Consider the following 13026-nt stretch of genomic DNA (forward strand, 5'->3'; position numbering starts at 1 on the left):
TCCTCTATGGCAAGCCCTAGAGGACTCGAACCTAAAGTTTGTTAATAGAATTAAGGACTGTCTCTAAGATCATACTAGCTGCTACTGCATCATCATTATTATTACGTTCTTTTCGTTTAATACCAAATGATTTTAGAAAATTGTTTGCGGCTTTTGTAGTGAGTCGTTCGTCTTGTAGATATATAGGTAAATTTATAGATTTTGTCAATTCTTCAGCAAATTTTATCACTATAGCTGTTTGCTCCGTCTGTATTCCGCTCATGTCAATTGGCAAGCCTATTACAATACCACAAGCTTTATATTGTTCAATTTTCTCAAGTAAAGAAGCTATGATTGCTTTTTTATTTGCTTCAGTGATAATATTCAATGGCATGGCTATATTGCGTTCTTGATTAGATATAGCAATGCCTATTTTTTTGCTGCCGTAATCAATAGAGATAAGAGGTGCATTTGGTAATAAAAGCCGATAAAATTCTTGAAGATTATTTATGATCATGATAGGTTGTGTACAAAATTTATATAATTATTTTATTATATGCTAAAAAATATTCAAAAACATTTAGATATCAAATTAATTAAATTATCGGCAATTTTAGCCTTTATTTACTGCTTATTATTCAATAGCGCAATATTAATTTATAAATTTGATTATTATAAAGCAACAATCTTTAGAGGAATATTAGAACTATCAAAAGATTTTTGCTATATTTATATATTTTCTTTTATAGCATTTTTTGGTCTTAGCGTACATAGATTAGCGTTAAAATTTGGTTCATGCTTTTTATTTATCACTTCTGCAATAGCTAGCTATTATATTTATTTCTTTAAGGTAACTCCTACTAAACAAGTAATTGGTAGTTTTTTTTCAACAGATTTAAACGAAGTTTATGAACTTATAAGTATTAAATTAATAATATGGATAATTTTTAGCTTATTTGCTTGTCTTTATACTCTCAAATCTTTTGCCACTTCTGATACTAAATCTTTCATCACAAAACTATTATCAGCAGCTTGCTTACTTATCTTTTTATATAATGTTATTACTCCATCCTTTAAAATATTAAAAAACTACTTTCCTGTTCAATATTTACATAATACTTATCTTAATTTTGCTGGAAACCTAGGAGGTAAAAATCATGCTCAAATAGACATTAGTAAGCAGTATAATTTCGTGGATAATTCCGATGCAGATATTATTGGCGTTTTAGTTATAGGAGAATCAGCAAGATTTGATCGTTTCGGTATTAATGGTTATATGCGTGATACAACACCCCGATTAAAAAATATTAAAAATCTTACTTCCTTTAAAGCTAAATCCGCATCAAACTTAACTTATATTTCCGTACCGTCTCTGCTTTCCCGTTATCCGGCAAATCAAATTGAAAATAATAAATTTGAAAATAGTTTTTTAGCAGTTTTAACTAGTTTAGGATTTAATACTACTTGGATCGGTACACAAACTTTAATGAGAAATTTTGCAAATTTTGACTTAGGCACTATTTATAATGACGTTAATTTTACCATAGTACCTGGGGGCTCTGCTTTATTTTCCCTAAATGATCATGATGGAAAAATGCTTCCTTTTGTACAAGAAATAATTTCAAATTCAAATAAACAATTTATAGTAGTTCATACATCCGGTAGCCATTGGAATTACACCGCAAGATACCCTAAAGAATTTGAGCAATTTACTCCTATTTGCAGTGGTAAAATTAAGTCTGATGCAAGTAACTGCGAGCAGCTAGCACTTGTTAATAGCTACGATAATTCTATTTTATACACCGATTTTTTTTGTCTAATTTAATAGATTTGCTAAAAGATAAAAATGCATTTCTATTATATGTCTCTGATCATGGCGAATCATTAGGGGAAAACGGCTATTATGGTCATGGCGGACCACTAATTGCAGAACAAACAACCGTACCCTTTCTAGTCTGGATGTCAGATGAATTCAAGCAAAAACATCCTGAATCAGTAGCATCAATTAAAAATTATGCCAATAATGAAATTAGCCACGATTACGTTTTCCACTCTATACTTGATTGTTTAAATATAGATTCTGATGTTATTGACAAGGATTTAAGTTTATGTAAATCTAGCTAACTCTTTAAAAATTAATTCCAAGCTCGTCAGTTAAAATACTCATCAACTCTAGTCCGGTTTTATTCTTCCATTTCCCTTGCTCATAGAAAAAATGGTAAGGTCCGCTAACAGGAGATGATAACCAAATTTCCTTAGCTGCACTTTGTTTATTTATTACATATGTGCCGTCAGCTGTATCGATATTTAATATATCACTTTGTAGGTCTACATCTATGTCTTGATTTTGTTCTTCAATCCTATCTGCTATATGTGCAATTACTGTCTCAGCTATTTTACTAAATTCACTATTATTCATAATTTTCTTTTGGTTTTTCAGGGTCAATTATAGGGGGTTTTACTAAACTCTTCCTATACATCTCAACAAATCTATTATGATCATTAAGGTTATTAGAAAAATTATGCCCACCTTTTCCATCAACTACAAAAAATAATGCATCTGTTTTAGCAGGTTTTACCACTGCTTCTAGAGATTTTAATGAGGGACAGGAAATTGGTCCTGGCGGCAAACCTTTAATATAATAAGTATTATATGGCAATTCTTGCAATAAATCTTTTTTAGTTAAAGCTCTTGCTAGCTTAAACTTCCCTTCCGTTAAAGCATATATAGTAGTAGGATCAGCTTGCAGCTTCATATTCTTTTTTAAACGATTAATGAACACTGCGGCAATGATAGGTTTTTCTGCATCAGAACCCGCTTCTTTTTCTACTATAGACGCAAGCGTTAATATATCAAGTCTAGTTTTTAATGGAGAATCAGGTGAAAGATTTAACATCACTTTATCTAAGTTATTAGACATTAGATTTCTCATTTGGTCTATTATTCGTTCTTTTTGATCTCCGTATGAAAAGAAATAGGTTGATGGCATTAGATATCCTTCAGGTATTATTCCTTTTATTTCCCCCATTAAACGTTTTTCTTCATTAATTTTTTTTACAACTTCCTGAACTACAGTACCCTCAGGCACTATTATTTTATGTATTACAGACTTGCCGCTTGCTAAAACTCTTAAAGTTTGCAACGGCGATATATTATGCGTGAAAATATACTCTCCACTTTTAAGAGGATTTTTTATGGAGTAAATTTTAGCAATTATTTTAAAAACTTCCGGATATTTTATTACTTTATTAGAGTAAAGTTTTGTAACTATTTGGTTTATAGATAATTTAGGCTCGATAATTATTGTCTTAGTTTGAGCTAAATTACCCGGTACAAAAATATAAAATACACCAAAATTTAATATGGTAATAAATGTAATTAAAGATAGTATGGCTAAAAAAATTTGATTTTTAATATATTTTTTAACATTTTTTATAAAACTTAGAAAATAATAATGTTACCATGAAATATGGTTTTTCTTGACATTCAAAATAACATGTAGTAGAAATAACTTAAAGTTTGGTTAAGATCATATATTTGCTAAAAATTATATGCTTCTTATAAAAGAGATCAAGAGTTTTAAAAATTTAGCACTGAAATATTTGGATTATATTAAAAGATTATAGTAGATATCACTCTATTTTAGAAATTATGAACCTCCAAATTTGATGTATCAACTTTATTGCTTTTTGCTATATATACTGATCTTAATAAGAGGCATTATATAATATGACACAAGATCAAGACAACGATCCAAAAAATAACGAAAGCGATAAGCTAAAATCTTTGCATAATAAATTAGGAAGCATTTCAGGTTTCTTAATGACAATGCGTTCTGACACTATTGAAGAACAAAAGAAAATTTCGCATGATTTAAAAGCTTTAATGAAACAGATTCAGGAGTTTCGCACTTAGGAAAATTGCATATCAGTTAGAAGCCATCTAATGTTATTCTGAATTGATGTTTTTATAACTTCCCAAGTTTGTTGATATAAAGTAATTTTTTCATTTATCCTCCTTTTGTTCATATCAAGCCATGCCAATACAGCAAGGCAAATATGATTTCTTTGAGCTCGACCCGTGCGTGCCTGACAGCTTTCAATACCACAAGTTTGTTTTAATTCTCGATGATAAACTTCTATAGACCAACGTGCCTTAACAATTTTCTCTATTTGCTCACGTGTAGGGTTTTCTAAATTAGTTGTTATGTAATCAATGCGACCATTTTTTGCCACAAACTTAAATACCGTTACCCAACCGTATCCACGTAGATGAATTTTTAGCCCTTCATCGGGAATCTCCAAAGTGTCCAAGCTAACATTACGATTAACTTTTCTATTTCTTCTTAGGTTAGTAACCCATATCCAACCTAAATTACGTATATGTTTTAAATTATCCAAACCACTATACCAAGCATCCATGACTATGGCATCAGGATTGATACCTCTTTCTTTAGCTAAAGTAAGCATATCACAAAAATGCTCGTTCTTTGTTTTGCCATCAGTTTCTTTATCATATATTCTATAATCTACAGGAGTAGATTGATCAATTTGAGTATTGTAATGCAGTAAGTTTACCATTCCTATACCAGGTATAACATCATGTACAGCCCCAGAATATTGATACTTTACAAGCTCGATCCTCTTACTGTATTGCTTTGACAATAAGGTGTCATCTCCTACTAATAAACAAGGCTCCTCTAGATCAAGATATTTTGACACTTTGCTATAGATTTCGCTAGGGCGAAAATCTTTACTCTTTAACCATCGACTTGCACTATCGTGCGATAGATCTACTGGGCTTACTTCAGATAATGCTTTGCCAGTATATCTTACACTACTTGCTTGTAAAAACGATTGATATAAATCTTTGCTACATTTTGATCTTGTCATTTTTATCTAAAACTATTTTTCTCTAGATTACCATATTCTTTGCTAAGAGCCTATCTTGAAAGACGAATATGCTCATTAAATAGTACTGCAACATATTACTTTAGCACTGTTTGATGTATCAAAAAATTTACAATTTTTAGCAAAATTACTGCTTTTTTATACAAATTGTAAACTGCTTGCTATGAATTAGTGTATTGTTTTTGTTCTCAATACACTTTCAAGACAGGCTCTAAGTGCGAAACTCCTGAGATTAATACTATGCAAAAAAGTATAGAAATATATTTTATTGTTATATTAGTATTAATGTTTTTTATGACACAAAAAATGCTTTGGAGCGGTTCAAGCAAAAACCTTTCTCTTTTAACAAAATTATTTTAAGAATTCTTGTCTAATAATTTTTGTAGCTAAATAAGATGGATATATGTTTGATTTAAACCCTAACTCTTGTAAAATCTTGTGACTTTCCATTATTTGCTTATCAACTTCCTGAGAAGTTAACAATAACTCTTTTAATTTACCACTAATAAGATTAGCTTCACAATTAAATTGAATAAATTCCGGAATTATTTCTCTATTCCCTATTATATTAATCAAAGTAACATATTTGATTTTTATTAATAACCTAATAATAATAAAACTAAAAACATTAACTTTGTACGCTACAATCATAGGAGTAACGGAAGCTGCTATCTCTAAAGTATTAGTACCTGATTTGGCTAATGCTAAGTCAGAGACAGCATAGCTTTTTAATCTTTCATATGAGAATATATAATCAAACCTAACCTTTTCTAAAAAAGGCTTTATTATTCTTTCATGATCAGGATTTGCAAGCGGAAATATCACCATAAGGTTTTTATGGTTATCATAAACTTTTTCAATAGCAGGGATAAAAATTGGTAGATGCCTTAAGATTTCCACTTTTCTACTTCCAAGAGTAACGCATAAAACTTTTGTATCCTCATCTATTTCAAGCTCTTGTCGCAAAGCTGCCTTATCACTATAAAACTCCTGCTCCATTATTGGGTGACCTATATACCTACAATCAAGCCCAACTTTAGTAAAATATGGTGGCTCAAAAGGTAGTAGAGCAAATAAACAATTATAGATTTTTGCATATTTTGCTGCCCTGCCCTCTTTATAAGCCCAAACTGATGGTGCAACAATATGAATCATCTTAAGTGCTGGCAAACGCTCTCTTACCTTAGCTGCCACGCGGTAAGTAAAACCAGGCGAGTCAATAGTAATTAATATATTAGGTTTATTATTTATTATATCTTCAACTGTTTTATTAATTAATTTTTTTATCTTGAAAATATGCGGTATTACTTCAAAGAAACCCATAAAATTTATTTCAGATATCGGAAACAAGGTTTCAAAATTGCCAGCTTCTTCCATATTTCGTCCTCCTATTCCAATAATCTTTAATTCTTGATCATTTTTTAGATTCTGAATTATACGACCACCGATAAAATCTCCCGATGCCTCACCTGCTATGAAGTAAATTTTTTTCATTTTATTTAAAAGTTCTAAATTATTTCTTAAGTTTCTCAATCTCTGTTTTAGCTTTTCAATTTCCTCTATAAATGATACTCCTCGCAGCAGAGCTGCGAGGTATCTATCCAAAAAGTTTTAACTGTTTTTGTTGAAATGCTTTATAAGAAGGTTTGTCTGAACCTTGATTTTTTACATAATTACGTAATTTCCGCTCATCACCATGTTTACATACTGTGCTCATAAAATATCCTTTACTCCAAAACTCACTTCCCCATAATTTTTCTTTAAGATTTGGATATTTCTTAAACATTTCCTTAGATGTAATACTTTTTATGATTTGAGTTATTTTTGTTGGGCTATACATTGGTATTGACTGTAGTAAAAAATGTACATGTTCTTTATCTACTCCTATTTCCAAAAATCTAATTTCATAACGAGCTTCTATGTCCTCACAAATTTTACATAAATAATCGTCTAGTTCCTCATTGAATATTACTCTTCTATACTTTGCCGGTGTTACTAAATGATATATTAGTACTGTGACATTATCACTTTTATGTATATAACTGCTTTCTTCCATGCATCTAGTATATCACGAAGCAGAGCTTCGGGGAATTAAACCCTAAGAGATTAAATATTCCGCTATTTCAGCTTCCGGTAGAATATTCATAGAAGTAAGTATTGCACAAGCAATTGCAAGGTCGAAATGGCTACCTTCTTTTACTAAATCTGCTGAAGCTAAATTTATTAAGATTTTTTTGGTGGGTAATGCAAGCCCTATAGAAGATAAAGCTGCTTTAACTCGCTCTTTTGACTCAGCAATAGTTTTGTCAGCAAGCCCTACTATGGTAAAGGCAGGTATACCTGGAGATATTTGTACCTGCACATCAACATCAGTGATATCAATCCCGTTGAATGTAAGACTTGCTATATGAATTATCATTTTTTATGAGAACTACTTTTAATTGGAAAAGTATACTACAGAACAAACTTTGTTAAGTCAGGATTAGTTAGTATTTTTGACAATTGATTTTCTACAAATTTATCATCTATAGATATTTTTTCACCTTGCATTTCACTAGCTCTAAAGCTTATATCTTCAAGTAAATTTTCAAGTATAGTATGCAATCTTCTTGCTCCTATATCCTCGATTTCTAAATTAACTGTAGTAGCGTAATCTGCAATTTTCTCTATAGCGGAATTCGTAAATTCAAGTTCTACCTTTTCAGTACCTATTAAAGCCGAATATTGCTTTATTAAACTAGTTTCAGGCTCAAGTAATATCTTGATCATATCTTCTTTAGTTAATGAATTCAGCTCTACCCTAATAGGTAATCTTCCTTGCAATTCAGGTAATAAATCTGATGGTTTTGCAATGTGAAAAGCTCCTGAAGCAATAAATAATATGTGATCGGTTTTAACAGGACCATATTTTGTGTTAACTGTTGTTCCCTCAATCAAAGGTAGTAAATCCCTCTGCACGCCCTCTCTACTTATTTCAGAATTTTTTGCTCCAGAATTAGCTACTGAGGCAATCTTATCAATTTCATCAATGAATACTATCCCATCATTTTCAACTAGATTAATTGCCTGCTGGATAATTTTTTCCTGATCGATTAATTTTTCAGACTCTTCTGATAAAATTATACTCATCGCTTCTTTAACTAACATTTTTTTTGTCTTAGTTTTAGTCGTCCCAAAAGCTCTTCCTATCATATCACCAAGATTAAGCACTCCCATAGATGCTCCAGGCATGCCAGGTATTTCAAAGCTACCTCCGCCTACAGGTGCTGTATCAGCTACATTAATTTCGATTTCTGTATCATCAAGCTCGCCACTTAAGATTTTTTCTTGAAACTTTTCTCTCGTCTCGTTACTTGAAGTCTTACCTACTAGACTATCTAGTACTCTCTCGATTGCTTTCTCACGTGCATTAATATCTACTTCTGTTTTAGCTATCGTTTTTTGAGTATTAACAGCTATTTCTACTAAATCACGAATTATTGATTCTACATCACGCCCTACATAGCCAACTTCGGTAAATTTTGTTGCTTCTATTTTATAAAAAGGAGAATTAGTAAGTTTAGCAAGTCTTCTTGCAATTTCTGTTTTACCGACTCCTGTTGAACCTATCATTAAGATATTTTTTGGTACTATTTCATTACGTAAGTTTCCCTCTACTCTTTTACGACGACCACGATTTCTAAGAGCAATAGCAACGGCTTTTTTAGCCTTCTCTTGACCTACGATAAATCTGTTAAGCTCGTTAACTATTTGGGATGGGGTAAGCCCCATAGGGTCTTTTTTATTATTAGTAGTTTTAGTAGATTTCATACAACTTTTTCCGTTATAATATTATGGTTAGAAAATACACAAAGATCTGCTGCTATATTCATAGATTTTAAAGCAATTTCTTCAGCAGTTAGAGGATTATCGTAAGACATTAAAGCACGTGCTGCCGATAAGGCAAACAGACCACCTGAGCCTATTGCGGCAACATTATTTTCTGGTTCAACAACATCACCGTTACCAGTTAAAATTAATATATGATTACGATCAGCAACAATCATCATTGCTTCTAAACGACGTAAATATTTGTCGCTACGCCAATCTTTTGCAAGCTCAACTGCACTTCTAAGCAAATTATGCTTATGTTGCTCTATTTTTACTTCTAGCTTTTCAAATAAAGCAAGCCCGTCAGCAGTAGAACCAGCAAAACCTGCAATAATTTTATTATTTGCTATAGTTCGTAATTTTCGAGCAGTAGATTTTAATACTGTATTGCCGTGTGAAACTTGTCCATCTGCTGCTATAATTATTTCTTCGTTCTTTTTTAAACAAAGTATTGTAGTGCCATGTAAGGCTAAATTATCTGACATAATGTAAAATTTATTGATATTAATTTGCTGATTAAGTAATATATTCATTATTACTTAGACTAGTATACGAAGATCAACTTGGAAAAGAGCAAGGAGTTTATAAGTCAAGGAGCGGAGCATATACTTAATACGTGAGCACCGCAGATCTTATTGAGACGACGTAGCCAATTTTTCAAGTTCATCGAGTACAGTTATAATTATTCATTTTCCTGTGAATTTTCAAGATTTAAATAATGAATATATACGCAATATACATTAACCTTACACAAAAAAATAATAATTTTATTGTCATTAAAGAAAGTTTTTCATGGACAGCAGCTCTTTTAAGTGTATTCTGGGCACTATACCATAAAATGTGGTTACCTGTTATTATAGCTATAGCAATAAACATAGTAGCAATGACAATTAACATATTGGAGTTAACGCTTGCATTAAAGCTAATTGTTATGTTAATATTTGGTTTTTTTGCTGCTGATATTAGAGAAAATCATTTAAAAAGAAATGATTATACGCTTAAAGATATAGTAATTGCTGGTTCACAAGTAGAAGCTGAATTAAAATTTTTGGAGCGTAATAGTTATGTACAATAAAGAAAATATTTTTGCAAAGATTATCAATAAAAATTTACCGGCAGAAGTAATTTATGAAGACGAGCAGGTTTTAGCATTTAAAGATATAGCACCTGTCGCACCAGTACATATTATTGTTATACCTAAAAATGAATATATTGATTACGCCGATTTTATTTCTAAAGCTTCAGTGGAAGAAATAAAGCATTTTTTTGCTAAGATTTCTGATATAGCAAATAAAGCAGGTCTAGATAAAGATGGGTATCGCTTAATCACTAATAAAGGCGAGAAGTCCGGACAAACTATTTTTCATTTCCATTTTCATATTATTGGCGGTGAAAAACTTATTGGATTAATTAAGTAAAAATGACTAAGAAATATAATATTGCTGTTATCGGTGCTACTGGAAATGTCGGTCGTGAAACCTTAAATATTTTAGCAGAACGTAATTTTCCTATTAGTAAAATCTATGCTGTTGCCTCAAATAATTCTATTGGAAAAAAAGTTAGTTTTGGCGAACAAGTATTACAAACAAGCAGCTTAGATGATTTAGATTTTGAAGAAATAGATATTGCACTTTTTTCAGCAGGTTCAGAAGTATCAAAAAAATTTATACCAAGTGCTATAGCTAAAAATTGTGTTGTTATCGATAAATCTTCTTTTTTTAGGTTAAGCGAAGATATTCCTTTAATTGTACCTGAGGCTAATTTATCAACACTTAAAGACTTTGCTGTTAAAAATATTATATCGAATCCCAACTGCATTGCAATTCCTCTTGCAGTCGTACTTAAACCATTAGATAATGAAATAAGGATAAAAAGAGTTGTAATATCTACTTATCAATCAGTATCCGGAGCAGGTAAAGCAGGAATGGATGAACTTTACGATCAAACAAAATCTAAATATATCTATGAAGAGAAGGACCCCAATATATTTCCAAAACAAATTGCATTCAATCTATTTCCTCACATAGGCGATTTAAATAAAGATGGTTATACAAGCGAAGAGTCAAAAATTGCTTTAGAACTACAAAAAATCATTGGTGATCATCTTAAAGTTAGCGTAACTTCTGTACGAGTACCTGTATTTGTTGGTCATTCTATATCCGTTAATATAGAATTTAGTAGTAAAGTGGATGCTAAAGAAGTTGAGGAAATACTAGAAGATGCAGACGGGGTTATTACAATTTCACAAACTAAAGATGCTGCTTATATTTCACCTATTGAAGTAGTGGGCGAAGACGCTGTATATGTCTCACGTATTAGAGATGATGCGAGTAAAGAAAATGCCATAAATTTATGGATTACATGTGATAATTTACGTAAAGGAGCTGCTTTAAATAGCGTTCAAATTGCTGAAGAATTAATTAAATTATTTATAAAATAATTAATATGGATAATAAAAACACTGCCTTAAATAAAAAAAATCCTTTGATGATAGCACTTGGAGAGTGCCGAACAGCTTTCTGGATAGTTTTTTGGTTTGCCTTTGTAATTAATTTACTAATGCTAATTACCCCCCTTTATTCTTTGCAAGTTTTAGATAGAGTACTTGGTAGTGGTAATTTATACACCTTATTATATCTGTCGATAATAATTGCTTACATTTACTTTGTTTACGGCTTACTGCAAATTGCTCGTTCTTTTACTCTTATAAAAGTGGGGGAATGGCTTGATAGAACAGTAGCACCGGTGATTTTTGCTTCCTCGATTTCAGCAGCAGCAACACGTGCAAATATGGGATCTAGCCAGCTATTACGTGATTTTCAATCCGTTAAAACATTTCTAACAAGTACCGGAATTAATACCTTATTTGATGCACCTTGGAGTTTGATCTATATTGCTGTTATTTTCTCGATTCATCCATATATCGGTTTTATTACGGTCTTTGGTGCAATTGTGATAGTTTCAACTGCTTTTTTTAATGCGGCGGCTACTAACAAAACCTTAGGTGAAGCTACAGAATTCTCAATTAAAGGTATGACGCAAGCCGACATTGCTAATAGAAATGCCGAAGTAGTCGAAGCAATGGGGATGATGAAAAATGTCACAAAAAACTGGCATAAATTTAACTTAGCAGCACTTGATAAGCAATCAACTGCTAGCTATCGTAATGGCATTATTTCTAACTTTTCAAGATTTATCCGTAACATAATGCAAATGGCAGTTACTGGCGTTGGTGCTTATCTTGTTGTAGAAACTCATGGTGCGTCAATGACTCCTGGTAATATGATTATGAGCTCTATTATAGTTGGTAGAGCACTTGCTCCTTTTGATAATGCTATTGAGTTATGGAAAAGCATGAGCGGAGCTATTAAATCATTCAAAAATATTAACAACCTATTTAATACTTATGCTTCTCGTGACGAAGCAATGCCGATTCCAAATGTTGAGGGGCATTTAACTGTAGAAAATATTTATTATGCTCACCCTATTCCAAAATATATGCCACAACCACCTACACCAAAATATATTTTAAAAGGTGTAAGTTTTGCGGTACAACCAGGTGAAATTTTAGCAATTATTGGACCATCAGCAACCGGAAAGTCAACTTTAGCTAAAATCATAGTTGGTGTATGGCGAGAATCCTCAGGCTCAGTACGTTTAGATGAGGCTGAAATTTATCGTTGGAATAGAGAAGATTTTGGCAGACATGTCGGTTATTTGCCTCAAGGAATAGAGCTTTTCAGTGGTAGCATCAAGCAAAATATTGCTAGAATGGAAGAAAATGCTAATCCACAAAAAGTTATCGAAGCAGCTAAGCTAGCCGGTGCTCATGAAATGATATTAAGATTTCCTGACGGTTATGATTCAGATATAGGTCCTGCTGGCTCTAATTTATCAGGCGGACAAAGACAACGTATAGGACTTGCTAGAGCGTTTTATGGTGATCCAAAACTAGTAATTTTAGATGAGCCTAATGCTAATTTAGATGAAGCAGGAGAAGTAGCACTTGCGAGTGCTTTAAAGCAAGCAAAACTAAAAGGAATATCAGTCGTTGTAATTTCACATAGACCTTCTGTATTATCAGTTGTTGATAAAATATTAATATTACAGGATGGAGCTGTTGCAGTTCATGGAACACCAGATGAAATTCAAAACTACTTTAAAACTTTAAAAGGCGGCACAATTCATATTAATAATAAATAGTGCAAAATCGTCGTGAGCTACACGACTAAAAGGAGCGTATAGTGAAAATTAAAGTATGGCTCT

The 13026-nt window shown here is 31.8% G+C and carries 14 protein-coding genes and 1 pseudogene; 6 read left to right on the top strand and 9 right to left on the bottom strand.

The genetic code is table 11. From position 1 onward, the window contains the following. Positions 1–31 precede the first annotated feature (31 nt). Positions 32–496, bottom strand: coding sequence for a Holliday junction resolvase RuvX (ruvX, locus tag ACOAL3_RS04645; protein ID WP_395476431.1), 465 nt, complete (start codon positions 494–496; stop codon positions 32–34). A 39-nt stretch (positions 497–535) separates the two neighbouring features. On the opposite strand from ruvX, the pseudogene ACOAL3_RS04650 reads away from it, so the two are divergent. After that, positions 536–2103 (top strand): annotated as a pseudogene (locus ACOAL3_RS04650) (phosphoethanolamine transferase). 4 nt (positions 2104–2107) lie between these two features. On the opposite strand, the gene cyaY reads toward ACOAL3_RS04650, so the two are convergent. Both cyaY and mltG read right to left on the bottom strand, forming a co-directional pair. After that, positions 2108–2398 (bottom strand): iron donor protein CyaY, encoded by a 291-nt coding sequence (gene cyaY / locus ACOAL3_RS04655; protein WP_395476432.1) that lies wholly within the window; start codon positions 2396–2398, stop codon positions 2108–2110. Next, positions 2391–3395 (bottom strand): endolytic transglycosylase MltG, encoded by a 1005-nt coding sequence (gene mltG / locus ACOAL3_RS04660; RefSeq protein WP_419235600.1) that lies wholly within the window; start codon positions 3393–3395, stop codon positions 2391–2393. The genes cyaY and mltG overlap by 8 nt, the downstream gene beginning before the upstream one ends. A 314-nt stretch (positions 3396–3709) precedes the next feature. Here mltG and ACOAL3_RS04665 point away from each other — a divergent pair, with 314 nt between their 5' ends. Further along, positions 3710–3895, top strand: a complete 186-nt coding sequence (locus ACOAL3_RS04665) for a hypothetical protein (RefSeq protein ID WP_419235501.1) — start codon at positions 3710–3712, stop codon at positions 3893–3895. On the opposite strand, the gene ACOAL3_RS04670 is transcribed toward ACOAL3_RS04665, so the two are convergent. From ACOAL3_RS04670 to hslV, 6 genes are all read right to left on the bottom strand, one after another. Beyond that, complete coding sequence (locus tag ACOAL3_RS04670; RefSeq protein ID WP_419234551.1) at positions 3892–4872, bottom strand: IS701 family transposase; 981 nt, start codon at positions 4870–4872, stop codon at positions 3892–3894. The two genes, ACOAL3_RS04665 and ACOAL3_RS04670, sit on opposite strands and share 4 nt — an antisense overlap. Positions 4873–5241: 369 nt before the next feature. Next, positions 5242–6384, bottom strand: coding sequence for a lipid-A-disaccharide synthase (gene lpxB / locus ACOAL3_RS04675; RefSeq protein WP_419235601.1), 1143 nt, complete (start codon positions 6382–6384; stop codon positions 5242–5244). 103 nt (positions 6385–6487) lie between these two features. Further along, entirely contained in the window at positions 6488–6946 is a 459-nt protein-coding gene (gene tnpA / locus ACOAL3_RS04680; protein WP_419235502.1) for an IS200/IS605 family transposase, read from the bottom strand. 42 nt (positions 6947–6988) lie between these two features. Then, positions 6989–7309 carry a magnesium chelatase domain-containing protein gene (locus tag ACOAL3_RS04685; RefSeq protein ID WP_419235503.1) on the bottom strand — a complete coding sequence of 107 codons (321 nt, stop codon included), beginning with the start codon at positions 7307–7309 and terminating at the stop codon, positions 6989–6991. A 35-nt stretch (positions 7310–7344) separates the two neighbouring features. Further along, entirely contained in the window at positions 7345–8700 is a 1356-nt protein-coding gene (gene hslU / locus ACOAL3_RS04690; protein ID WP_419235504.1) for an ATP-dependent protease ATPase subunit HslU, read from the bottom strand. Continuing rightward, positions 8697–9245: an ATP-dependent protease subunit HslV gene (gene hslV / locus ACOAL3_RS04695; protein WP_011477485.1), complete on the bottom strand. Its 549-nt coding sequence runs from the start codon at positions 9243–9245 to the stop codon at positions 8697–8699. The genes hslU and hslV overlap by 4 nt, the downstream gene beginning before the upstream one ends. 233 nt (positions 9246–9478) lie before the next feature. On the opposite strand from hslV, the gene ACOAL3_RS04700 reads away from it, so the two are divergent. The 4 genes from ACOAL3_RS04700 to ACOAL3_RS04715 are packed head-to-tail and all read left to right on the top strand — an operon-like array spanning position 9479 to position 12963. Beyond that, on the top strand, positions 9479–9835 hold the full coding sequence (locus ACOAL3_RS04700) for a DUF2628 domain-containing protein (protein WP_419235505.1): 357 nt from the start codon (positions 9479–9481) through the stop codon (positions 9833–9835). After that, complete coding sequence (locus ACOAL3_RS04705) at positions 9825–10178, top strand: HIT domain-containing protein (RefSeq protein ID WP_012152003.1); 354 nt, start codon at positions 9825–9827, stop codon at positions 10176–10178. Before ACOAL3_RS04700 ends, ACOAL3_RS04705 begins: the two co-directional genes overlap by 11 nt. 2 nt (positions 10179–10180) lie before the next feature. After that, a complete protein-coding gene (gene asd / locus ACOAL3_RS04710; protein ID WP_395476440.1) occupies positions 10181–11200 on the top strand; it encodes an aspartate-semialdehyde dehydrogenase in 1020 nt (339 codons plus the stop codon). Positions 11201–11205: 5 nt separating this feature from the next. Beyond that, positions 11206–12963 (top strand): type I secretion system permease/ATPase, encoded by a 1758-nt coding sequence (locus ACOAL3_RS04715; protein WP_419235506.1) that lies wholly within the window; start codon positions 11206–11208, stop codon positions 12961–12963. The last annotated feature ends 63 nt before the right edge of the window (positions 12964–13026 follow it).

Source organism: Rickettsia endosymbiont of Nabis limbatus, assembly GCF_965196655.1.
In the GTDB taxonomy this organism is placed as follows: domain Bacteria; phylum Pseudomonadota; class Alphaproteobacteria; order Rickettsiales; family Rickettsiaceae; genus Rickettsia.

Bases quoted from the DNA above. Each gene is read 5' to 3' on its own strand.
- ruvX (WP_395476431.1), bottom strand. From the start codon at position 496: ATGATCATAAATAATCTTCAAGAATTTTATCGGCTTTTATTACCAAAT.
- cyaY (WP_395476432.1), bottom strand. From the start codon at position 2,398: ATGAATAATAGTGAATTTAGTAAAATAGCTGAGACAGTAATTGCACAT.
- ACOAL3_RS04665 (WP_419235501.1), top strand. From the start codon at position 3,710: ATGACACAAGATCAAGACAACGATCCAAAAAATAACGAAAGCGATAAG.
- ACOAL3_RS04670 (WP_419234551.1), bottom strand. From the start codon at position 4,872: ATGACAAGATCAAAATGTAGCAAAGATTTATATCAATCGTTTTTACAA.
- lpxB (WP_419235601.1), bottom strand. From the start codon at position 6,384: ATGAAAAAAATTTACTTCATAGCAGGTGAGGCATCGGGAGATTTTATC.
- tnpA (WP_419235502.1), bottom strand. From the start codon at position 6,946: ATGGAAGAAAGCAGTTATATACATAAAAGTGATAATGTCACAGTACTA.
- ACOAL3_RS04685 (WP_419235503.1), bottom strand. From the start codon at position 7,309: ATGATAATTCATATAGCAAGTCTTACATTCAACGGGATTGATATCACT.
- hslU (WP_419235504.1), bottom strand. From the start codon at position 8,700: ATGAAATCTACTAAAACTACTAATAATAAAAAAGACCCTATGGGGCTT.
- hslV (WP_011477485.1), bottom strand. From the start codon at position 9,245: ATGTCAGATAATTTAGCCTTACATGGCACTACAATACTTTGTTTAAAA.
- ACOAL3_RS04700 (WP_419235505.1), top strand. From the start codon at position 9,479: ATGAATATATACGCAATATACATTAACCTTACACAAAAAAATAATAAT.
- ACOAL3_RS04705 (WP_012152003.1), top strand. From the start codon at position 9,825: ATGTACAATAAAGAAAATATTTTTGCAAAGATTATCAATAAAAATTTA.
- asd (WP_395476440.1), top strand. From the start codon at position 10,181: ATGACTAAGAAATATAATATTGCTGTTATCGGTGCTACTGGAAATGTC.
- ACOAL3_RS04715 (WP_419235506.1), top strand. From the start codon at position 11,206: ATGGATAATAAAAACACTGCCTTAAATAAAAAAAATCCTTTGATGATA.